Origin of the sequence: Bacillus rhizoplanae, from assembly GCF_917563915.1 — a bacterium.
GTDB lineage: Bacteria > Bacillota > Bacilli > Bacillales > Bacillaceae_G > Bacillus_A > Bacillus_A rhizoplanae.
This window is the reverse complement of sequence record NZ_CAKJTI010000019.1, coordinates 1-13424: the sequence shown is the minus strand read 5'-3', so window position 1 is coordinate 13424 and position 13424 is coordinate 1. Positions and strand designations below refer to the sequence as shown.

Here is a 13424-nt window from a genome sequence, read left to right as displayed (position 1 = left end):
AAGATGGGATATACGGAATCTCGCCCTATTTTTTTATGAAAGCGCAAATAAAAAAGTACTTTCTTGGATAAAATACGAAAGATTCCACACATTTCACACCATTATCCTAACATTTTTCGAGTCGTTTCATCAATATTCTAGCTAAAAAAATAATTTAGAATTTATAGAAGGTGAGATTTTATCCATGAATGTCGAAATTTCAATAGATCGTTCTTGGCAAGAAAACTTCTTAAAACGAATAGAAGAAGATGGTCCGTGGACAAATTGGGAACTATTTCATCTAGCATATCAAACAGAGAAGTCTCTTCTCATTCCAACATTTGACGGGCTACAAGCACCCAAGCATTTACCTAATTTCACGCCGCTTCCACACCAGTTAGAAGTAGCACAAACAGTCATTGAACAAATGAACGGAAAAGCAATCTTAGCAGATGAGGTTGGTCTTGGAAAGACAATTGAAGCTGGGCTTATTTTAAAAGAATATATGGTGCGCGGACTTGTGAAAAAAGTACTTATTCTTGTACCTGCTTCACTCGTTTCACAATGGGCATATGAATTGAATACGAAATTTTTCATTCCAGCTGTCGCACAAAGAAAAAGTTACTCCTGGGAGCAAGCTGATGTTATCGTTTCTTCCATCGATACAGCAAAGCGCTCTCCGCACCGTGATATTGTTTTAAATTTAGAATACGACCTCATTATTATCGATGAAGCACATAAACTAAAAAACAACAAAACGAAAAACTATGAATTTGCGCAACTATTAAAGAAAAAGTTTTGTTTATTACTTACAGCAACACCTGTTCAAAATCGCATTGATGAAATCTTTAATCTTGTCTCATTATTAAAACCTGGCCATCTCGGCAATCAATCCAACTTTGAAGAATATTATGCTTCTAAAAATCGCAGCGCTGAAACAGATGAACATTTAAAAGAACTCATCAATAAAGTAATGGTACGGAATCGCCGGCATGACACCGGCATTGAATGGCCAAAACGACATGTTCATACGCTCTTTCTAGATTTCAATGAACAAGAGAAAGCCTTATACGATGCGATTGAAGGGTGGAAAAGGCAAGAGGCATTTACTTCTGCATTTTCTGCTTTAACATTAAAGCGTGAGGCATGCAGCAGCCGAGAAGCTGTTTATTTCTCACTCAAAAAGCATGTAGAAAAACGGCAAAAAGAAGATGAACACTATACACTAGATCCATACATAGATGTGTTAATAGAAAAAATTAATTGTATTTCTTCCAATTCAAAAGCAAATAAAACATTAGAAATCATTAAAGAAATTAATGATAAAGTTGTAATCTTTACGGAATATCGTGCTTCTCAAATGTATTTACAATGGTTTTTAAAGCAGCATGGTATCTCGTCTGTACCATTTCGCGGCGGATTTAAACGTGGTAAAAAAGATTGGATGAAAGAATTATTTCAAAACCATGCACAAGTATTGATCGCGACAGAAGCAGGTGGTGAAGGGATTAATTTACAATTTTGCAATTATATGATTAACTATGACCTGCCTTGGAATCCGATGCGACTTGAACAAAGAATCGGACGTATTCATCGTCTTGGACAAAAACATGATGTTCATATTTATAATTTGGCAACGAAACATACAGTAGAAGAACATATTTTAAAATTGCTGTATGAAAAAATTAACTTATTTGAGCGTGTAATTGGCGATTTAGATGAAATTTTGACAAGAATTAATATGAAAAATATCGATGCGCACATTCAAGATATTTTTGCACATTCCAAAAGTGAAGGAGAAATCCGAATAAAAATGGAAAACTTGACGTCCATTATTGAATTTGCAAAACGAAATGAAACTGAGGTGCGTGGTTATGCAGCAACATGAAATTCATCATTATTTAAGTTGTTTTTTCGAGGCAAATAGCTGTGAAATTTTACAGCGTTTTCCGCATCTACTAGACGTACAATTAACAATTGATATGGACAAGCTGCTGATGAACCGTCCATTTTACTGGCATTATCTTGAGAAAACCGGCGGTACACCAAATCCGATGCGACTTACATTCATTACCGATCCAAAACATGAGGAGAAAGAAGGCGAGCTCATTCACTATGGTTCTCCGCGATTACATCAAATTTTCCAAGCTACAAAGGAATTAGGTGCTTACATCCGCTTATTTGAAGATGTTCATTCTAATGGGCACGCAAGCACTCCTCTTCATCCTTGGCTTGGCGTCAATATAAAAGTCTCCTATCAATGTGATCGAAAAAAAGATATGCTATATTCCGTCGGTATCCATCTTATTTCTGGTACGATGATTACAAATTTTCATGAGGCATTAGCAACACTTCATCTAACACCAAAAATCCCTGATTTTTGTTTTACATTAACACCTATTATTAAACCGCAAAGCGGGTTATCTAGAATTGAAGAAGCAATGAAAAATGTCATTGGGACAGACGATCACACATGGGCTGAAGAAGCAAAAGTGCGTTGGAATCACGATTTACAACTATTAAATCGCTTTTACGCGGAAAGTGATGAATTACCAGAAAGCTACGCGATAGAAAAACAAGCATTGCAAGAACAATATGAACCGCGAATTACCATGCAAATTATAAACGGCGGACTGTTTTATGTCACAGCAAATCATTTTCTAACATAAAAAAGCACCTTCTAGAAGGTGCTTTTTTTATCCCGCTACTTTTGGGCAGTAAGACCCCCACCTCAAGATTCAGAGAAAATCGAAGAAGATAGGTGGGGAATAACTGCCCGTAAAAGCCCGATTGGTTCAACTAACCATCAGCGGGGGATGAAGCCCCCTACTGATGAAAGTTTCACTTTATATTTTCCCATTATATTTTCGACCATCGTTATGTTCTTGTTGTTGAATCTTTGTCATTCGCTTTTGATATTCTCTCTGTTTTGCACTCACATGATTTGCATCTGTTTCTTTATTCTTCTTTGAACCGCCTGCTCCGTTACTCATTTTGTTCACCCCACTCACATATACTTCAACATTAGTTTTAGCAATCATAATTTTCCTTATGCAAAAAAGTAAGGAGAGGCACTGGCCTCTCCTTACACATACTTTTGAAACATATCATGCAGCCCTTGATTCACAAGAAAAGAAATCTGCTCATCAGACTTATGAGGATAACGATCACGTAGTCGAATTGATGCCTTTATAATTAAATTTTCTAATACAGAACGCCCACCTTTTCCATAAATCGTTTCCGCATATTCTACCAACTTTCCGTCCTCAACTCTTGCAGGGTTTTGATCAAAGAAAAATTTACTCATTTATACCACCTCTTTTTGATAACGTTTACATTTGTATAGATTCAATATGTTATTTATTTCACAATTAATGTATGCACGTATTAATGATTAGTTTCATTATAAAACAACATTGCCACAGTATTAATGTGTAATTTAGACAAATTTGTGAACAATCCCAAAAAATGAAAGCGTTTTAATTATTATATAACAAAAATGATTACCCTGCTAGAGGTAATCATTTTTTGTTTCTTATTCTTGCTTACTTTACAAACAGGAAACATAAAATATACACAATCAATCATCAATGAAACAAAAGATATTTGTTTCTATTCTTCGTTTAATACACGCTCAAGACGTTTGCGAAGCATTGGCATGCCGCTGCCACCTGCTTGGAAATGACGCAGTTTACCTTCTTTATCAAATACGTAATATGCAGGGACATATTTATTTTCAAATGCATCTGTAATTACATGCTTGCTGTCCACTAAAATCGGTTGAATAATATCATGGCTCTCTGCCATTTTTTCAATCACAACTAAATCTAAATCTTCTTCTGAACGAGGCATATGAACTGCAACAACATTTAAACGATCATCGTACTCATCGCGTAATTCATTTACTTCTGGCATTGCTTCTTTACATAGATAACAACTTACTGACCAAAAGTGAATAAGCGTTGGTTTATCGCCAATTAACTCTTCACGTGTGATTGTATCATTTAACATTTGTGTTGCGCCTTCTAATGATGGCATTTGCTCGCGTAATTTCATAACTTTAATTCCCCCTTTAAATTATAACGTTTCTTGCCCTGGTTTCCAGTTTGCTGGGCAAAGTCCACCTGTTTGTAGTGCTTGTAGAACACGTAATACTTCGTCTACTTCACGTCCGATATTGTTATGGTGTACGACTTGATACATTAATTCACCACCTGGATTTATAATGAATAATCCACGAAGTGCAATACCTTCTTCTTCTAATAACACACCATAGTCACTTGATACAGTGTGATTTGTATCCGCTGCTAATGGATAACGTAAATCACCTAAACCATTTTTCGTACGATCCGTATTAATCCACGCTAAATGTGTGTGCACTGTATCTGTAGAAACACCGATTACCTCTGCGTCTAAATCTTCAAATTCGTCATAACGATCAGAAAGGGCGATGATTTCAGTTGGACAAACGAAAGTGAAATCCATTGGATAGAAATATAGCACTGTCCATTTATCATTTTTCATGTTTTCTTCTAAACCAACTTTTTTAAATTCTTTATTTGGCATCACAGCATTCATCTCAAAACGCGGTGCTTGTTTTCCTACTAAACGTTTTGTCATATCCCTATTATTCCTCCTAAAAACTAATTAATATTTATTTTTACTTTATAATGATTATAATTAATATTATACATGTTATTAAATTGAAGTCAACATTAAATTAAAATTATTTTAATTTGAGTTTATTTATCAATTAAATAGATTTAATATTCAGAATTATTTTTCGTAAAATACAAGCCGTGGAGGACTTTGATGAAACAAAATTATATAGCTTTATATGATTTCTAAGTTTGGAGTAGATGGATGCGGAGAAATGAAAGAAATTATGACAGAAATTGGTTGGTTCGTTTCGATAGGCATCAGAGCTGGGTTTCCTTTGAATTGGTTATAAAATTAAGCAAGTGACAGAAGCAGAAATTTAACTTATAAAGTGAAACTTCCATCAGTGGGGGTTTTTTATTGGTTTAAAGTAGAGTGTTTCTTTTTCTTTGGCTCTGTTAAAGAAAATCAAATAGCATAGCCAACAAAAAAGAAAGCAAACTAAAATCGTGGATGCCAATAACGAAAAATATTACTCCAGTATTTTTATATAGTGTAATTTATAATAGTTGGCATCCTTGAAGGAATAACTAAATTAAACTACAAGGGCGGTGAAAAAATGGCTAAAAACAAGAATAACCAATTTAAAAATAATAAAAATGTTCAGCCAAAAGCAGATGTAGAATTTTCAGGAGAAAATGGACTTGAAAAAATAGCATTAAGAGCCCAAAAAAATCCAAAATAAGTAAACAATATGGGACAGTTAACCTGTCCCTCTGTACCTCAAATTTAATCTGATGTTTTTAGGGATACTAACAGTAGAACGTCATAAGGTAGTCTTTTTATTTTAAGGTAAATATATGGAACTAACGGGTGCATTAGTTAAGTGAGAAACAAACAAAAGGACCAAAATTAGCGGGATAAAGTGAAACTTCCATCAGTGTGGGCTTTCTTCATCCCCCACTGATGGAAAGCTCTCACCAATCGGGCTTTTACGGGCAGTTATTCCCCACCTATCTTCTTTGCTTTTCTCTGATTCTTGAGGTGAGGGTCTTACTGACCGTTAATGCGGGATAAACAAATAGCTCCACTGTTTGTAAACAGTGGAGCTACTCGTTTAGGTTATATTGTCGAATAAATGACGAGTACAACTCGCCGTAGAAATTGTACTATGACATACAATTCTTTTCTAGTTGTAAATTATTCCAAAAATCATTAACTTGATTTCTTTCGCTTTTTCTTCACTTGCCGGTAAAATAGTGCAGCACTTAATGGCAGCATACCAAACCAACGATTTAATAATGGCTCTCTCTCTTCACGGCGCTGTTGCCGTTTTTGTTTTCGGTCAGCTTTTGGAGCATCCATATAGGATACGAATTGTTGTGTCACATACCTTATATAATCATTTGTAGACATATCTCTCACCCCTACTAGATTAGTATGTCCACTTTTTTATTCCTTAATCTGCGTTTGAATTTCTTGCACAATTGTTTCAATGCTTTTATTTGTCGTTTCTATCTTCAATACCGCTTCTTCATAATAGGCTTGACGCTTTTCAAATTTCTCTATAAATGATGGTATGTTTTCTTTTTGAAATAATGGTCTTGTTGTATCCCCGGCAATTCGCTCTGCGATTACATATGGATCACAGTACAAGTAAATTAAAGTGCCATGTTCTTTCATCCATTGTCGATTCTCAGCTTTTTCGACTATTCCCCCTCCTGTTGTAATAATACAATCCTTTGTCGGCAGTAATTGCAGCACTTCACTTTCATACTTTCGAAAGACATCCTCCCCTTCTTCAGAAAAGATATCTCGAATGATTTTCTTTGTCTTTTCTTCAATACGTTGATCTGTATCAATGACCGGGATATGAAGTACACTGCTTAATGCTTTACCGATTGTCGTTTTCCCAGCTCCCATAAAACCTGTTATATATAATGCCCTCATACTATAACCTCTCCTCTTGCCAATTCGTAATCGCTTCGTTATTTGTATTATAACGAAAGCTCACTTTATATGTGAGCTTTCGTTTCGTTATACACTGCAAAGTAATAAAAGCATCCCCATCTACTATTGTGTAATCTCCCTTCGCTTCCCCTTTTTCATACGTATAAAAAAATGCCCTTTTTTCCATTCCAGTTTTTAACTCTTGTTTCAGTTCTGCAATAGCTTGATCCACTATTTCTTCTAATATAAATAATTCTTCTGCTTCTGCATAAAACTTTTGATCTGATAAGAATATATTTGTCTCATATACAAAGAAAGACATGAGCAACAATATGAGAATAATCGTTCCTGGCATTGTAAATCCACTTTCTGATCTCATCTATTCACCTCAATAGCAGAATAACGAGTAACAACACCATCATATACCTTACCACTTATATCCTGCACGCGTATTATCAATGTATGCGCTGTTAATTCATAAGAAATATTCTCTACTTTTTGCAAAAGAACTTCATGTCCCGCCCCATTTACTTTTCGAACAACATTATTTCCAGACATAACATACGTAATACGTTCTCCTGTCTTTGTTTTCAAAAATAATTTTCCGTCGCCATTATTTCCTTCCTCTACTTCTCGAAACTCAATTTGTACTTGCTCTAAAAAAATATTCCATTCCCAATTCGTAACTTGTTTAGAGTATGGAGTTTCTATAAATAATACGTGAAGACGAGGTAGAAGAAGAAAGAATACCGATAACAATAGAAAGCACATCATAACTTCTAACAACGTAAATCCCTTTTCTTTTTTGCTATTTTTTAACATAGCGACACCGTTCAATTTCTCGTCGTTTCATATCTTTCCATCGTACACATACCTTTTCATCCTGCCATTGAATTCTATACGTTACATTCTCATATTGTTTTTCTATTACTGGTGAAATTACATGATGATACATATATGCGGCCGCTGCTTCTTTTAAGAATAGCTGTGCTTTGTACCGAAGTTGAATATTTTTTCGTTCTTGCATAATGAGAAGTGTTTGCGGAAGCAAGAGTGAGACCGTCATCATTAGTAAACTAAGGGACACAAGAATCTCCAGCATAACAGAACCCTTTTCACACTTCATAATACGTAAATCTTCCTCTCCCAAGCTGAAATACGATATAATACGTTTTTGTTTTATAAGAAACAATAATTGTGCCGCCTCTATTAATATTTCCATCAGCACCGTAAGTCATTGGATTTGGAAACGTATTTAGGTTCACCTGTATGTCAGATGAATAGTAACGAACAAGAACAGGATCTGTTTCTCCTGAAGATGTAACGCTATACTTTGCCTGATTAGGAAACCATCGTAACATATGACGATTTCGATGGCTTATCGCTGCTTGCTGCATAAAAAGGATGTCTTGAGAAAATTGATTCATAAACTGATCAATTTTTTGTTTTTCATATATTGAGGATAGATTAAAGTATGTTACAACACTTAATATAGAGATAGCACTTAATACGATGAGCATTTCTAATAACGTAAAGCCATTTTTCTTCACGATTTCCCTGCAACTGTAACTTCCCCATCTGTCGCATTAATTGTAATACTCTCACCTTTTGGACAAGTTTTAGATGTAATATATTTACCATCGTATAACTCGTCTACTGTTGGGATTTTATTATATTCTAATTGATACGCTTGTACTTGCGCTTCAACAGACTTTACAAAGGCATCGCATCCCTTTCCTTGTACAGAAGAGCGCTGTTTTACTACATTTGGAATAATAAGAAGCAGCAAAACAGAAATCACAAGCATAACAAGCAACATTTCTAACAACGTAAAGCCTTTTTCGTTTTTCACAGAACAAGCCTCCTAAATAGAATCCATCATTTGAAACATCGGCATAATCATCGCCAAATACATAAGAATAACAACCATTCCGATACATGCAAATAAAAGAGGTTGCACAACAAATAAAATACGATTAATTTTCTCTTCCATCTTTTCTATTGTCATCTCACTATAATCGGCCAGCTCAGCTGCTAAATTCCCATTTGCTTGTCCATGTTTAATAATATAAGAAAGCTCCCGTTCGTAGTAAGGCCGATTCATCATAATGAAATCAAGATGTTCGCCTATCGTTAATAATTTCTGTATTTCGAGAGCTTCGCATTGAAAAAATGGATGATGCTTTTGTTCTTTCATTAATGTGAGCGCTTCTAGTATAGATAACCCGCCTTGCAAAAGGCCACTTAATTGGATTGCAAAATAGTGTGAGTTTGTTAACATAAAAAACTGTTTTATAAGAGGCATTCGTATAAAAATATTCATTCTCCTAACTGGGTGCAACCTCTTTACATACACCATGTATATAAGCACTGCAATACCAATTGCCAAAGCAACTCCACCCATCACATACGGAAGCACTTGAATAAACGTTAAAATATCGTCTGTAAACGAAGAAGAAGACCCGCGAAGTGAACCATATAAAGTTGAAAACTGCGGAAGAAGAACCATATTAAATACGAGAAGGATTCCTAATAGAAACAAGGAAAGAAAAAGTGGATAACGCAATACCTTCATCATATTTTTTTGATGTTTATCTTTTCTGCTGAGTAGTGAGCTTCCTTGTTGCAATGCAAAGGAAATGTCACCATGCTGCTCTGCATAAAATAAATAACTTAAAATGTCTGGGTGAAATGCAAGTTTATAAAACACATCATGCAGGCTACTTCCTTTTTTAAATTCTTCAGCAGCATCTTGAAGCTGTATTTGTTTATGGGGATTTAAGTGGAAATGAAGAAATTCTAATGCATGTAATAAAGAATACCCTTTCTCTAAGAGCTCGCCAAGCCTTCGCAGCAATAAAGCTTGTTCATGTAACCGCCATCTCTCATGTTTAAACATAGACATCTTCTTCAATAAACCCTAGTGCATATCCTTTTCTTAATTCATCTTGAAGCGTTGTATATTGGTACATCGCTTGTTTTCCATTCGCTTCTCGAATTACTTCTTTCAGTTCATAACCGTACAATAATTCATAAATGCTCGCTCGGTGTACATGACGCATTTCTTTACATAACGGTGAGCAATTTCCTTTGCAAAATGGACATTTCAATTCCACTAGTCGTTGTGCCGCTACTGCTAATAACGACTGTTCAATTTCTTGAAGGGTAATACCATAATCCATTAAGCGCAATACTGCACTCTTCGCATCATTTGTATGCAATGTCGTCATAACTAAATGGCCTGTTAAACTTGCTCGAACCGCCACCTTTGCCGTTTCTTCATCTCGAATTTCTCCTACTAAAATAATATCCGGGTCATGACGTAAAATTGCTTTTAATCCAGTTGCATACGTAATACCAGCTTTTTCATTAATTTGAATTTGTAATAACCCGTCCTTTTTCTTTTCAACTGGATCTTCAAGCGTAACAATCCGGCGAGTCTGTTCCTTCTTCGCTACTTCTAAAAGAGCATACATCGTTGTTGTTTTTCCTGACCCAGTTTGTTAAGTTTTTAGGTAGAATCTTTGAAATAAAAAAAGGACTCTAAGCAGAAGTGCCTAAAGTCCTTAAAATTTTTGCTGTATTTATGATTGCTTCTTTAGATGGTTCGTTTAAAACTTGTACGATTATTTTAACTGGTTTCTTTTTCTTAACTATCACTTTCTCCATTTTCATAAGTACCTCACTGAATTTGTCTTGTCAGTTAGGTACTTGCAAATAAGGACTGAAATAGGACATTTATTTTAAAAGTTTATTTTTAAAACTTGCTTTAACCCTTCCCAGTGATTCCCTCAACAATCTCCCTTGCAGATTTCCTATTGTTATTTAATTCAATGATTTCATCTAACTTATTACGCACATCACTAAAGCCCTGTTCGTATGTTTTTCTTAATCCTTTAAAACTACCCTCTAATTTCGTTACACTGTCCTCTAACTTAGTTACTTTCTTCTCCATTGCTGTTACCTTTTCATATATCTTCTCAATCATTTTCTTTTCATTTTCTGTCATTGTAGCTAGACCTCCTAAAATAAGTTTTATAACAATTATAGCAACACCAGTTGTGCCGAAAAGGGTTTCCGAAAAATCCCCCAATTTTTTTGAGGGGGTTCGAAATGGAAAGATCAGTACAAACAGTGAGGACACCCCTTTCCTAGATTGCAATACAGCAAAGAAAGTAAGGGCATTGTTCACAAATCAAAAGTTAATCGCCTCAGGGAACGCTATTAGAGTGATTGTGCATGAAACAGCTTTAAAATTTGGTGCGAATTTTTAGCAAGAGGTAGACAGCCATACTATAGGGGGTCGCCCCCATAGGGTACAGTATCTATATATAAGAATATTAAGGACGTCACAATGCACCGCATAACGTCCTCGCTGATCTCGTTTATTACTCATTCATTGATGACTTGTTCATCGTTCTTTCTTCATTCGTTTGTTTGTTCTTCTTTCGTTGTTCTTTCCTTGCTGTTGTCCTCGCCTCTTGTTGTGTGCTATGCTTGTCACTTACTACTGGTATTCTTGCCACTGATAGTAGGGTATATAGTACGGTCCAGTATTGGTATTATACAGTCCTTCCTTATCTACGTTCTAGCAATACGTTTTTGATTGACACATATGATTGAAGGGAATCCTGTGTCATTGCGGTGCTGTGTAGCCTCAATCAGTAGTGTTGAGTTTTGATTGAAAATATGTATAATTTAAAATCCATGTTAAATTATATATTTACTACAAGGGTACATACGCTTTTTTTATTTCAAATAAAAAAAATCCAACACCTTCAATTCAAGATGTTGGATGACTTATGTAAAATATTAAAGAGATTTGAACCCGTGTCCAAAAACTCTAGTACTCAAGTTTCTATGCATTTATCTTACTTATGTGGTTTCACACAGCATTATGCCAATACTACTGTAAGGACTCGAAATATATTCCATACTTCTATATTTAACGATTTTTTCTACTAGGTAGTATTACATATTCACGAACTTGGTTCGGAGATCTAGTTTTAGAATGGCTTAATCCTAAATCGTTTCAACAACTATACCGTTAACACATTGACTAATAAATAAAAGCCATTTTCCCTCAATGTCATTTTCAGTATCCATTTCTTTAATTTGTTCATATGTTAAGCGTCTAGCAACATGATTATTCAATTTCTTCTTTACGTTACTCTCCCCATATGGAGTTAGACCAGCCACCAAATTAGGCACATCATCATGGGGACCAAACATCAATTCAGTTAATCCATAAAACTCTTTTATTGCATCTGGATGAATATAGTTTTCAATCTCTCTTTTTGTCGTTAAATAAGCTACCGAACCATCATTTCTTTCCCTTACTTTTTTACACCACTTTTCATACTTCGGTTCTTTACCCTCTTCCACAATATCTCTATCATAAATGTGTATCTCGGGTACATTCAATTGTTTCAAATATTGATTTTCAACCCAACCTCTTAATGTATCCCCTCCACAAGGAATAATCACTACATCATCAGAAGTAGATAAATCTACAATTTGAGGATTTTCTCGGGCAATTATTGAACTTAATATTTTTAGTATACTTAAATCATTAGGTCCCTCAACAAAAACAGCCACTTTTACTCCTCTACTAATAGGTGATGCAAATACACCTAGAGTTTCAGCTATTTTTTCTAATACTGATTCATTAGTATTAGAACTTAAAATACTTTTACCTTGTTCCGTATTTACAATTAACCTTAAAGAATCTGTTGGTAATAAGCTGGAAAATGCAGGGACATGCGTTGTTAATATAACTTGTGTGTTTTCTTTTTTACTTAATTTCAATAATGCCTCTGCCAACATAATTTGATTAGACGGATGTTGTGCAGTTTCAGGTTCTTCGATTGCATAAATTATATTCCTGCCTGTACTACTATCTTGCTTTTCAGCAGCAGCCCTAAAGAAATTCAAAAGAATTAACCTTCTTACTCCACTTCCTCGTTTATTTATAGGAATCCCCTCATCCCCTTCTAGTGTTAATTTAAATACATTCGACCATTTTGGGGTTTCCGAGATACTAGGTGTTAATTCATTTGCTAATAAAGGGTCCATTTCTTTTAATTTTTCTAATGTTAAGTTAGCAACATTCATCGCTTTTTCTTGAACCATTTTCTCAATATCTTCTAATTGTTCCCGAACATCTTCCAAGGCTTCCTTTATAGCCACTTTCATAGGGTCTTGAACTTCCGAATCTCCATCTAAACTTGGTCTATCTGATTGGAACAAAGTAAAAATAGGTAACGTTGGATTTATTTTTTCCCAAACTGTACCACTATCTCCCTTATTTAAGGCTATAAGACGAATAGCTAAATTCGTTAAGTCTATCGAACTAAAAATATCTTTTCTCATTAAATGATTTGTCCGTAAATCTGTAGGTCCATTTTCTAAATCTATAGACTTTACTTTTCGTTGCAATTCGGTTTGTGTTAACTGAATTAAAGCTTTATCCTTCTCTATAGCCTCATTAGGATACAATGCTTTTAAATAAATTTCTGGTTTAATTGTTTTTTTAGAACAATCATATATTTTATGAACTTCTAACATTCCGTATTCGTTAAGTAAAAATTCATCTTTAAAAGTTGTAGGTGCAGTCTCATCTAAAATAATTTCTTCTGCAAATCCAGAAAAAACACATCCAATCAATACATTAGGATTACCTGTTTTTACACAATAATCTTTTGCATCAATTTTTACTGTACTATTATTAAAGAAAATCTCTAAAGCTTCCAAAACAGTTGATTTACCTACGTCATTTTTTCCCACAATAGTCGTTAAATCATCAAATTTTATCTCTGTATATGTGTCATACTAACGAAAGTTTTTTATAATCACTTTTTCTAACTTCACACAACTCACTCCTTTAAGATTATAAG

Annotated in this window: 18 protein-coding genes and 1 pseudogene; 3 read left to right on the top strand and 16 right to left on the bottom strand. The window is 34.7% G+C overall.

Going from position 1 to position 13424, the window contains the following annotated elements; genetic code table 11:
• Window positions 1–184 precede the first annotated feature (184 nt).
• On the top strand, window positions 185–1867 hold the full coding sequence (locus LRP84_RS15685; RefSeq protein ID WP_230575938.1) for a DEAD/DEAH box helicase: 1683 nt from the start codon (window positions 185–187) through the stop codon (window positions 1865–1867).
• Entirely contained in the window at window positions 1854–2648 is a 795-nt protein-coding gene (locus tag LRP84_RS15680) for a YqhG family protein (protein ID WP_230575937.1), read from the top strand. Before LRP84_RS15685 ends, LRP84_RS15680 begins: the two co-directional genes overlap by 14 nt.
• Window positions 2649–2825: 177 nt before the next feature.
• On the opposite strand, the gene LRP84_RS15675 is transcribed toward LRP84_RS15680, so the two are convergent.
• The 4 genes from LRP84_RS15675 to LRP84_RS15660 all read right to left on the bottom strand — a co-directional run bounded on the left by LRP84_RS15675 (window position 2826) and on the right by LRP84_RS15660 (window position 4599).
• Entirely contained in the window at window positions 2826–2972 is a 147-nt protein-coding gene (locus LRP84_RS15675) for a hypothetical protein (protein WP_098308035.1), read from the bottom strand.
• Window positions 2973–3064: 92 nt separating this feature from the next.
• Window positions 3065–3286, bottom strand: a complete 222-nt coding sequence (locus LRP84_RS15670; protein WP_098307708.1) for a hypothetical protein — start codon at window positions 3284–3286, stop codon at window positions 3065–3067.
• Window positions 3287–3591: 305 nt separating this feature from the next.
• Window positions 3592–4035 carry a TlpA family protein disulfide reductase gene (locus LRP84_RS15665; protein ID WP_230575936.1) on the bottom strand — a complete coding sequence of 148 codons (444 nt, stop codon included), beginning with the start codon at window positions 4033–4035 and terminating at the stop codon, window positions 3592–3594.
• Window positions 4036–4056: 21 nt separating this feature from the next.
• The gene (locus LRP84_RS15660) at window positions 4057–4599 is read right to left on the bottom strand and encodes a peroxiredoxin (protein ID WP_230575935.1); all 543 of its coding nucleotides are present in this window, start codon (window positions 4597–4599) and stop codon (window positions 4057–4059) included.
• 598 nt (window positions 4600–5197) lie between these two features.
• Here LRP84_RS15660 and LRP84_RS22495 point away from each other — a divergent pair.
• Window positions 5198–5323 (top strand): hypothetical protein, encoded by a 126-nt coding sequence (locus LRP84_RS22495; RefSeq protein WP_302850608.1) that lies wholly within the window; start codon window positions 5198–5200, stop codon window positions 5321–5323.
• 470 nt (window positions 5324–5793) lie between these two features.
• Here the strand turns inward: LRP84_RS22495 and LRP84_RS15655 are convergent, their stop codons facing one another.
• The 12 genes and pseudogenes from LRP84_RS15655 to LRP84_RS15605 all read right to left on the bottom strand — a co-directional run bounded on the left by LRP84_RS15655 (window position 5794) and on the right by LRP84_RS15605 (window position 13341).
• Window positions 5794–5994, bottom strand: a complete 201-nt coding sequence (locus tag LRP84_RS15655) for a YqzE family protein (RefSeq protein WP_230575934.1) — start codon at window positions 5992–5994, stop codon at window positions 5794–5796.
• A gap of 36 nt (window positions 5995–6030) precedes the next feature.
• Window positions 6031–6528 carry a shikimate kinase gene (locus LRP84_RS15650; RefSeq protein WP_230575933.1) on the bottom strand — a complete coding sequence of 166 codons (498 nt, stop codon included), beginning with the start codon at window positions 6526–6528 and terminating at the stop codon, window positions 6031–6033.
• A 1-nt stretch (window position 6529) separates the two neighbouring features.
• Complete coding sequence (comGG, locus tag LRP84_RS15645) at window positions 6530–6907, bottom strand: competence type IV pilus minor pilin ComGG (protein WP_230575932.1); 378 nt, start codon at window positions 6905–6907, stop codon at window positions 6530–6532.
• Window positions 6904–7350 (bottom strand): competence type IV pilus minor pilin ComGF, encoded by a 447-nt coding sequence (comGF, locus tag LRP84_RS15640; protein WP_230575931.1) that lies wholly within the window; start codon window positions 7348–7350, stop codon window positions 6904–6906. Before comGF ends, comGG begins: the two co-directional genes overlap by 4 nt.
• On the bottom strand, window positions 7337–7654 hold the full coding sequence (comGE, locus tag LRP84_RS15635) for a competence type IV pilus minor pilin ComGE (RefSeq protein WP_230575930.1): 318 nt from the start codon (window positions 7652–7654) through the stop codon (window positions 7337–7339). The genes comGF and comGE overlap by 14 nt, the downstream gene beginning before the upstream one ends.
• Window positions 7644–8078, bottom strand: coding sequence for a competence type IV pilus minor pilin ComGD (gene comGD / locus LRP84_RS15630; RefSeq protein ID WP_230575929.1), 435 nt, complete (start codon window positions 8076–8078; stop codon window positions 7644–7646). The genes comGE and comGD overlap by 11 nt, the downstream gene beginning before the upstream one ends.
• Window positions 8075–8380, bottom strand: coding sequence for a competence type IV pilus major pilin ComGC (gene comGC, locus LRP84_RS15625; protein ID WP_230575928.1), 306 nt, complete (start codon window positions 8378–8380; stop codon window positions 8075–8077). The genes comGD and comGC overlap by 4 nt, the downstream gene beginning before the upstream one ends.
• Window positions 8381–8392: 12 nt before the next feature.
• Window positions 8393–9433, bottom strand: coding sequence for a competence type IV pilus assembly protein ComGB (gene comGB, locus LRP84_RS15620; RefSeq protein WP_302850607.1), 1041 nt, complete (start codon window positions 9431–9433; stop codon window positions 8393–8395).
• Window positions 9420–10028, bottom strand: a pseudogene (locus LRP84_RS15615) (ATPase, T2SS/T4P/T4SS family); the annotation flags it as partial. The pseudogene LRP84_RS15615 and the gene comGB, both read right to left, overlap by 14 nt.
• Window positions 10029–10071: 43 nt before the next feature.
• Entirely contained in the window at window positions 10072–10203 is a 132-nt protein-coding gene (locus LRP84_RS22490; RefSeq protein ID WP_302850606.1) for a hypothetical protein, read from the bottom strand.
• 94 nt (window positions 10204–10297) lie between these two features.
• Entirely contained in the window at window positions 10298–10537 is a 240-nt protein-coding gene (locus tag LRP84_RS15610; RefSeq protein ID WP_230575926.1) for a chromosome segregation protein SMC, read from the bottom strand.
• A gap of 1013 nt (window positions 10538–11550) precedes the next feature.
• The gene (locus LRP84_RS15605; RefSeq protein WP_302850610.1) at window positions 11551–13341 is read right to left on the bottom strand and encodes an ATP-binding protein; all 1791 of its coding nucleotides are present in this window, start codon (window positions 13339–13341) and stop codon (window positions 11551–11553) included.
• Window positions 13342–13424 lie beyond the last annotated feature (83 nt).

Bases quoted from the DNA above. Each gene is read 5' to 3' on its own strand.
- LRP84_RS15665 (WP_230575936.1), bottom strand. From the start codon at position 4,035: ATGAAATTACGCGAGCAAATGCCATCATTAGAAGGCGCAACACAAATG.
- LRP84_RS15675 (WP_098308035.1), bottom strand. From the start codon at position 2,972: ATGAGTAACGGAGCAGGCGGTTCAAAGAAGAATAAAGAAACAGATGCA.
- comGG (WP_230575932.1), bottom strand. From the start codon at position 6,907: ATGAGATCAGAAAGTGGATTTACAATGCCAGGAACGATTATTCTCATA.
- LRP84_RS15655 (WP_230575934.1), bottom strand. From the start codon at position 5,994: ATGTCTACAAATGATTATATAAGGTATGTGACACAACAATTCGTATCC.
- LRP84_RS22495 (WP_302850608.1), top strand. From the start codon at position 5,198: ATGGCTAAAAACAAGAATAACCAATTTAAAAATAATAAAAATGTTCAG.
- LRP84_RS15650 (WP_230575933.1), bottom strand. From the start codon at position 6,528: ATGAGGGCATTATATATAACAGGTTTTATGGGAGCTGGGAAAACGACA.
- LRP84_RS15660 (WP_230575935.1), bottom strand. From the start codon at position 4,599: ATGACAAAACGTTTAGTAGGAAAACAAGCACCGCGTTTTGAGATGAAT.
- LRP84_RS15610 (WP_230575926.1), bottom strand. From the start codon at position 10,537: ATGACAGAAAATGAAAAGAAAATGATTGAGAAGATATATGAAAAGGTA.
- LRP84_RS15680 (WP_230575937.1), top strand. From the start codon at position 1,854: ATGCAGCAACATGAAATTCATCATTATTTAAGTTGTTTTTTCGAGGCA.
- comGF (WP_230575931.1), bottom strand. From the start codon at position 7,350: ATGTTAAAAAATAGCAAAAAAGAAAAGGGATTTACGTTGTTAGAAGTT.
- LRP84_RS15670 (WP_098307708.1), bottom strand. From the start codon at position 3,286: ATGAGTAAATTTTTCTTTGATCAAAACCCTGCAAGAGTTGAGGACGGA.
- comGE (WP_230575930.1), bottom strand. From the start codon at position 7,654: ATGAAGTGTGAAAAGGGTTCTGTTATGCTGGAGATTCTTGTGTCCCTT.
- LRP84_RS22490 (WP_302850606.1), bottom strand. From the start codon at position 10,203: ATGAAAATGGAGAAAGTGATAGTTAAGAAAAAGAAACCAGTTAAAATA.
- comGB (WP_302850607.1), bottom strand. From the start codon at position 9,433: ATGTCTATGTTTAAACATGAGAGATGGCGGTTACATGAACAAGCTTTA.
- LRP84_RS15685 (WP_230575938.1), top strand. From the start codon at position 185: ATGAATGTCGAAATTTCAATAGATCGTTCTTGGCAAGAAAACTTCTTA.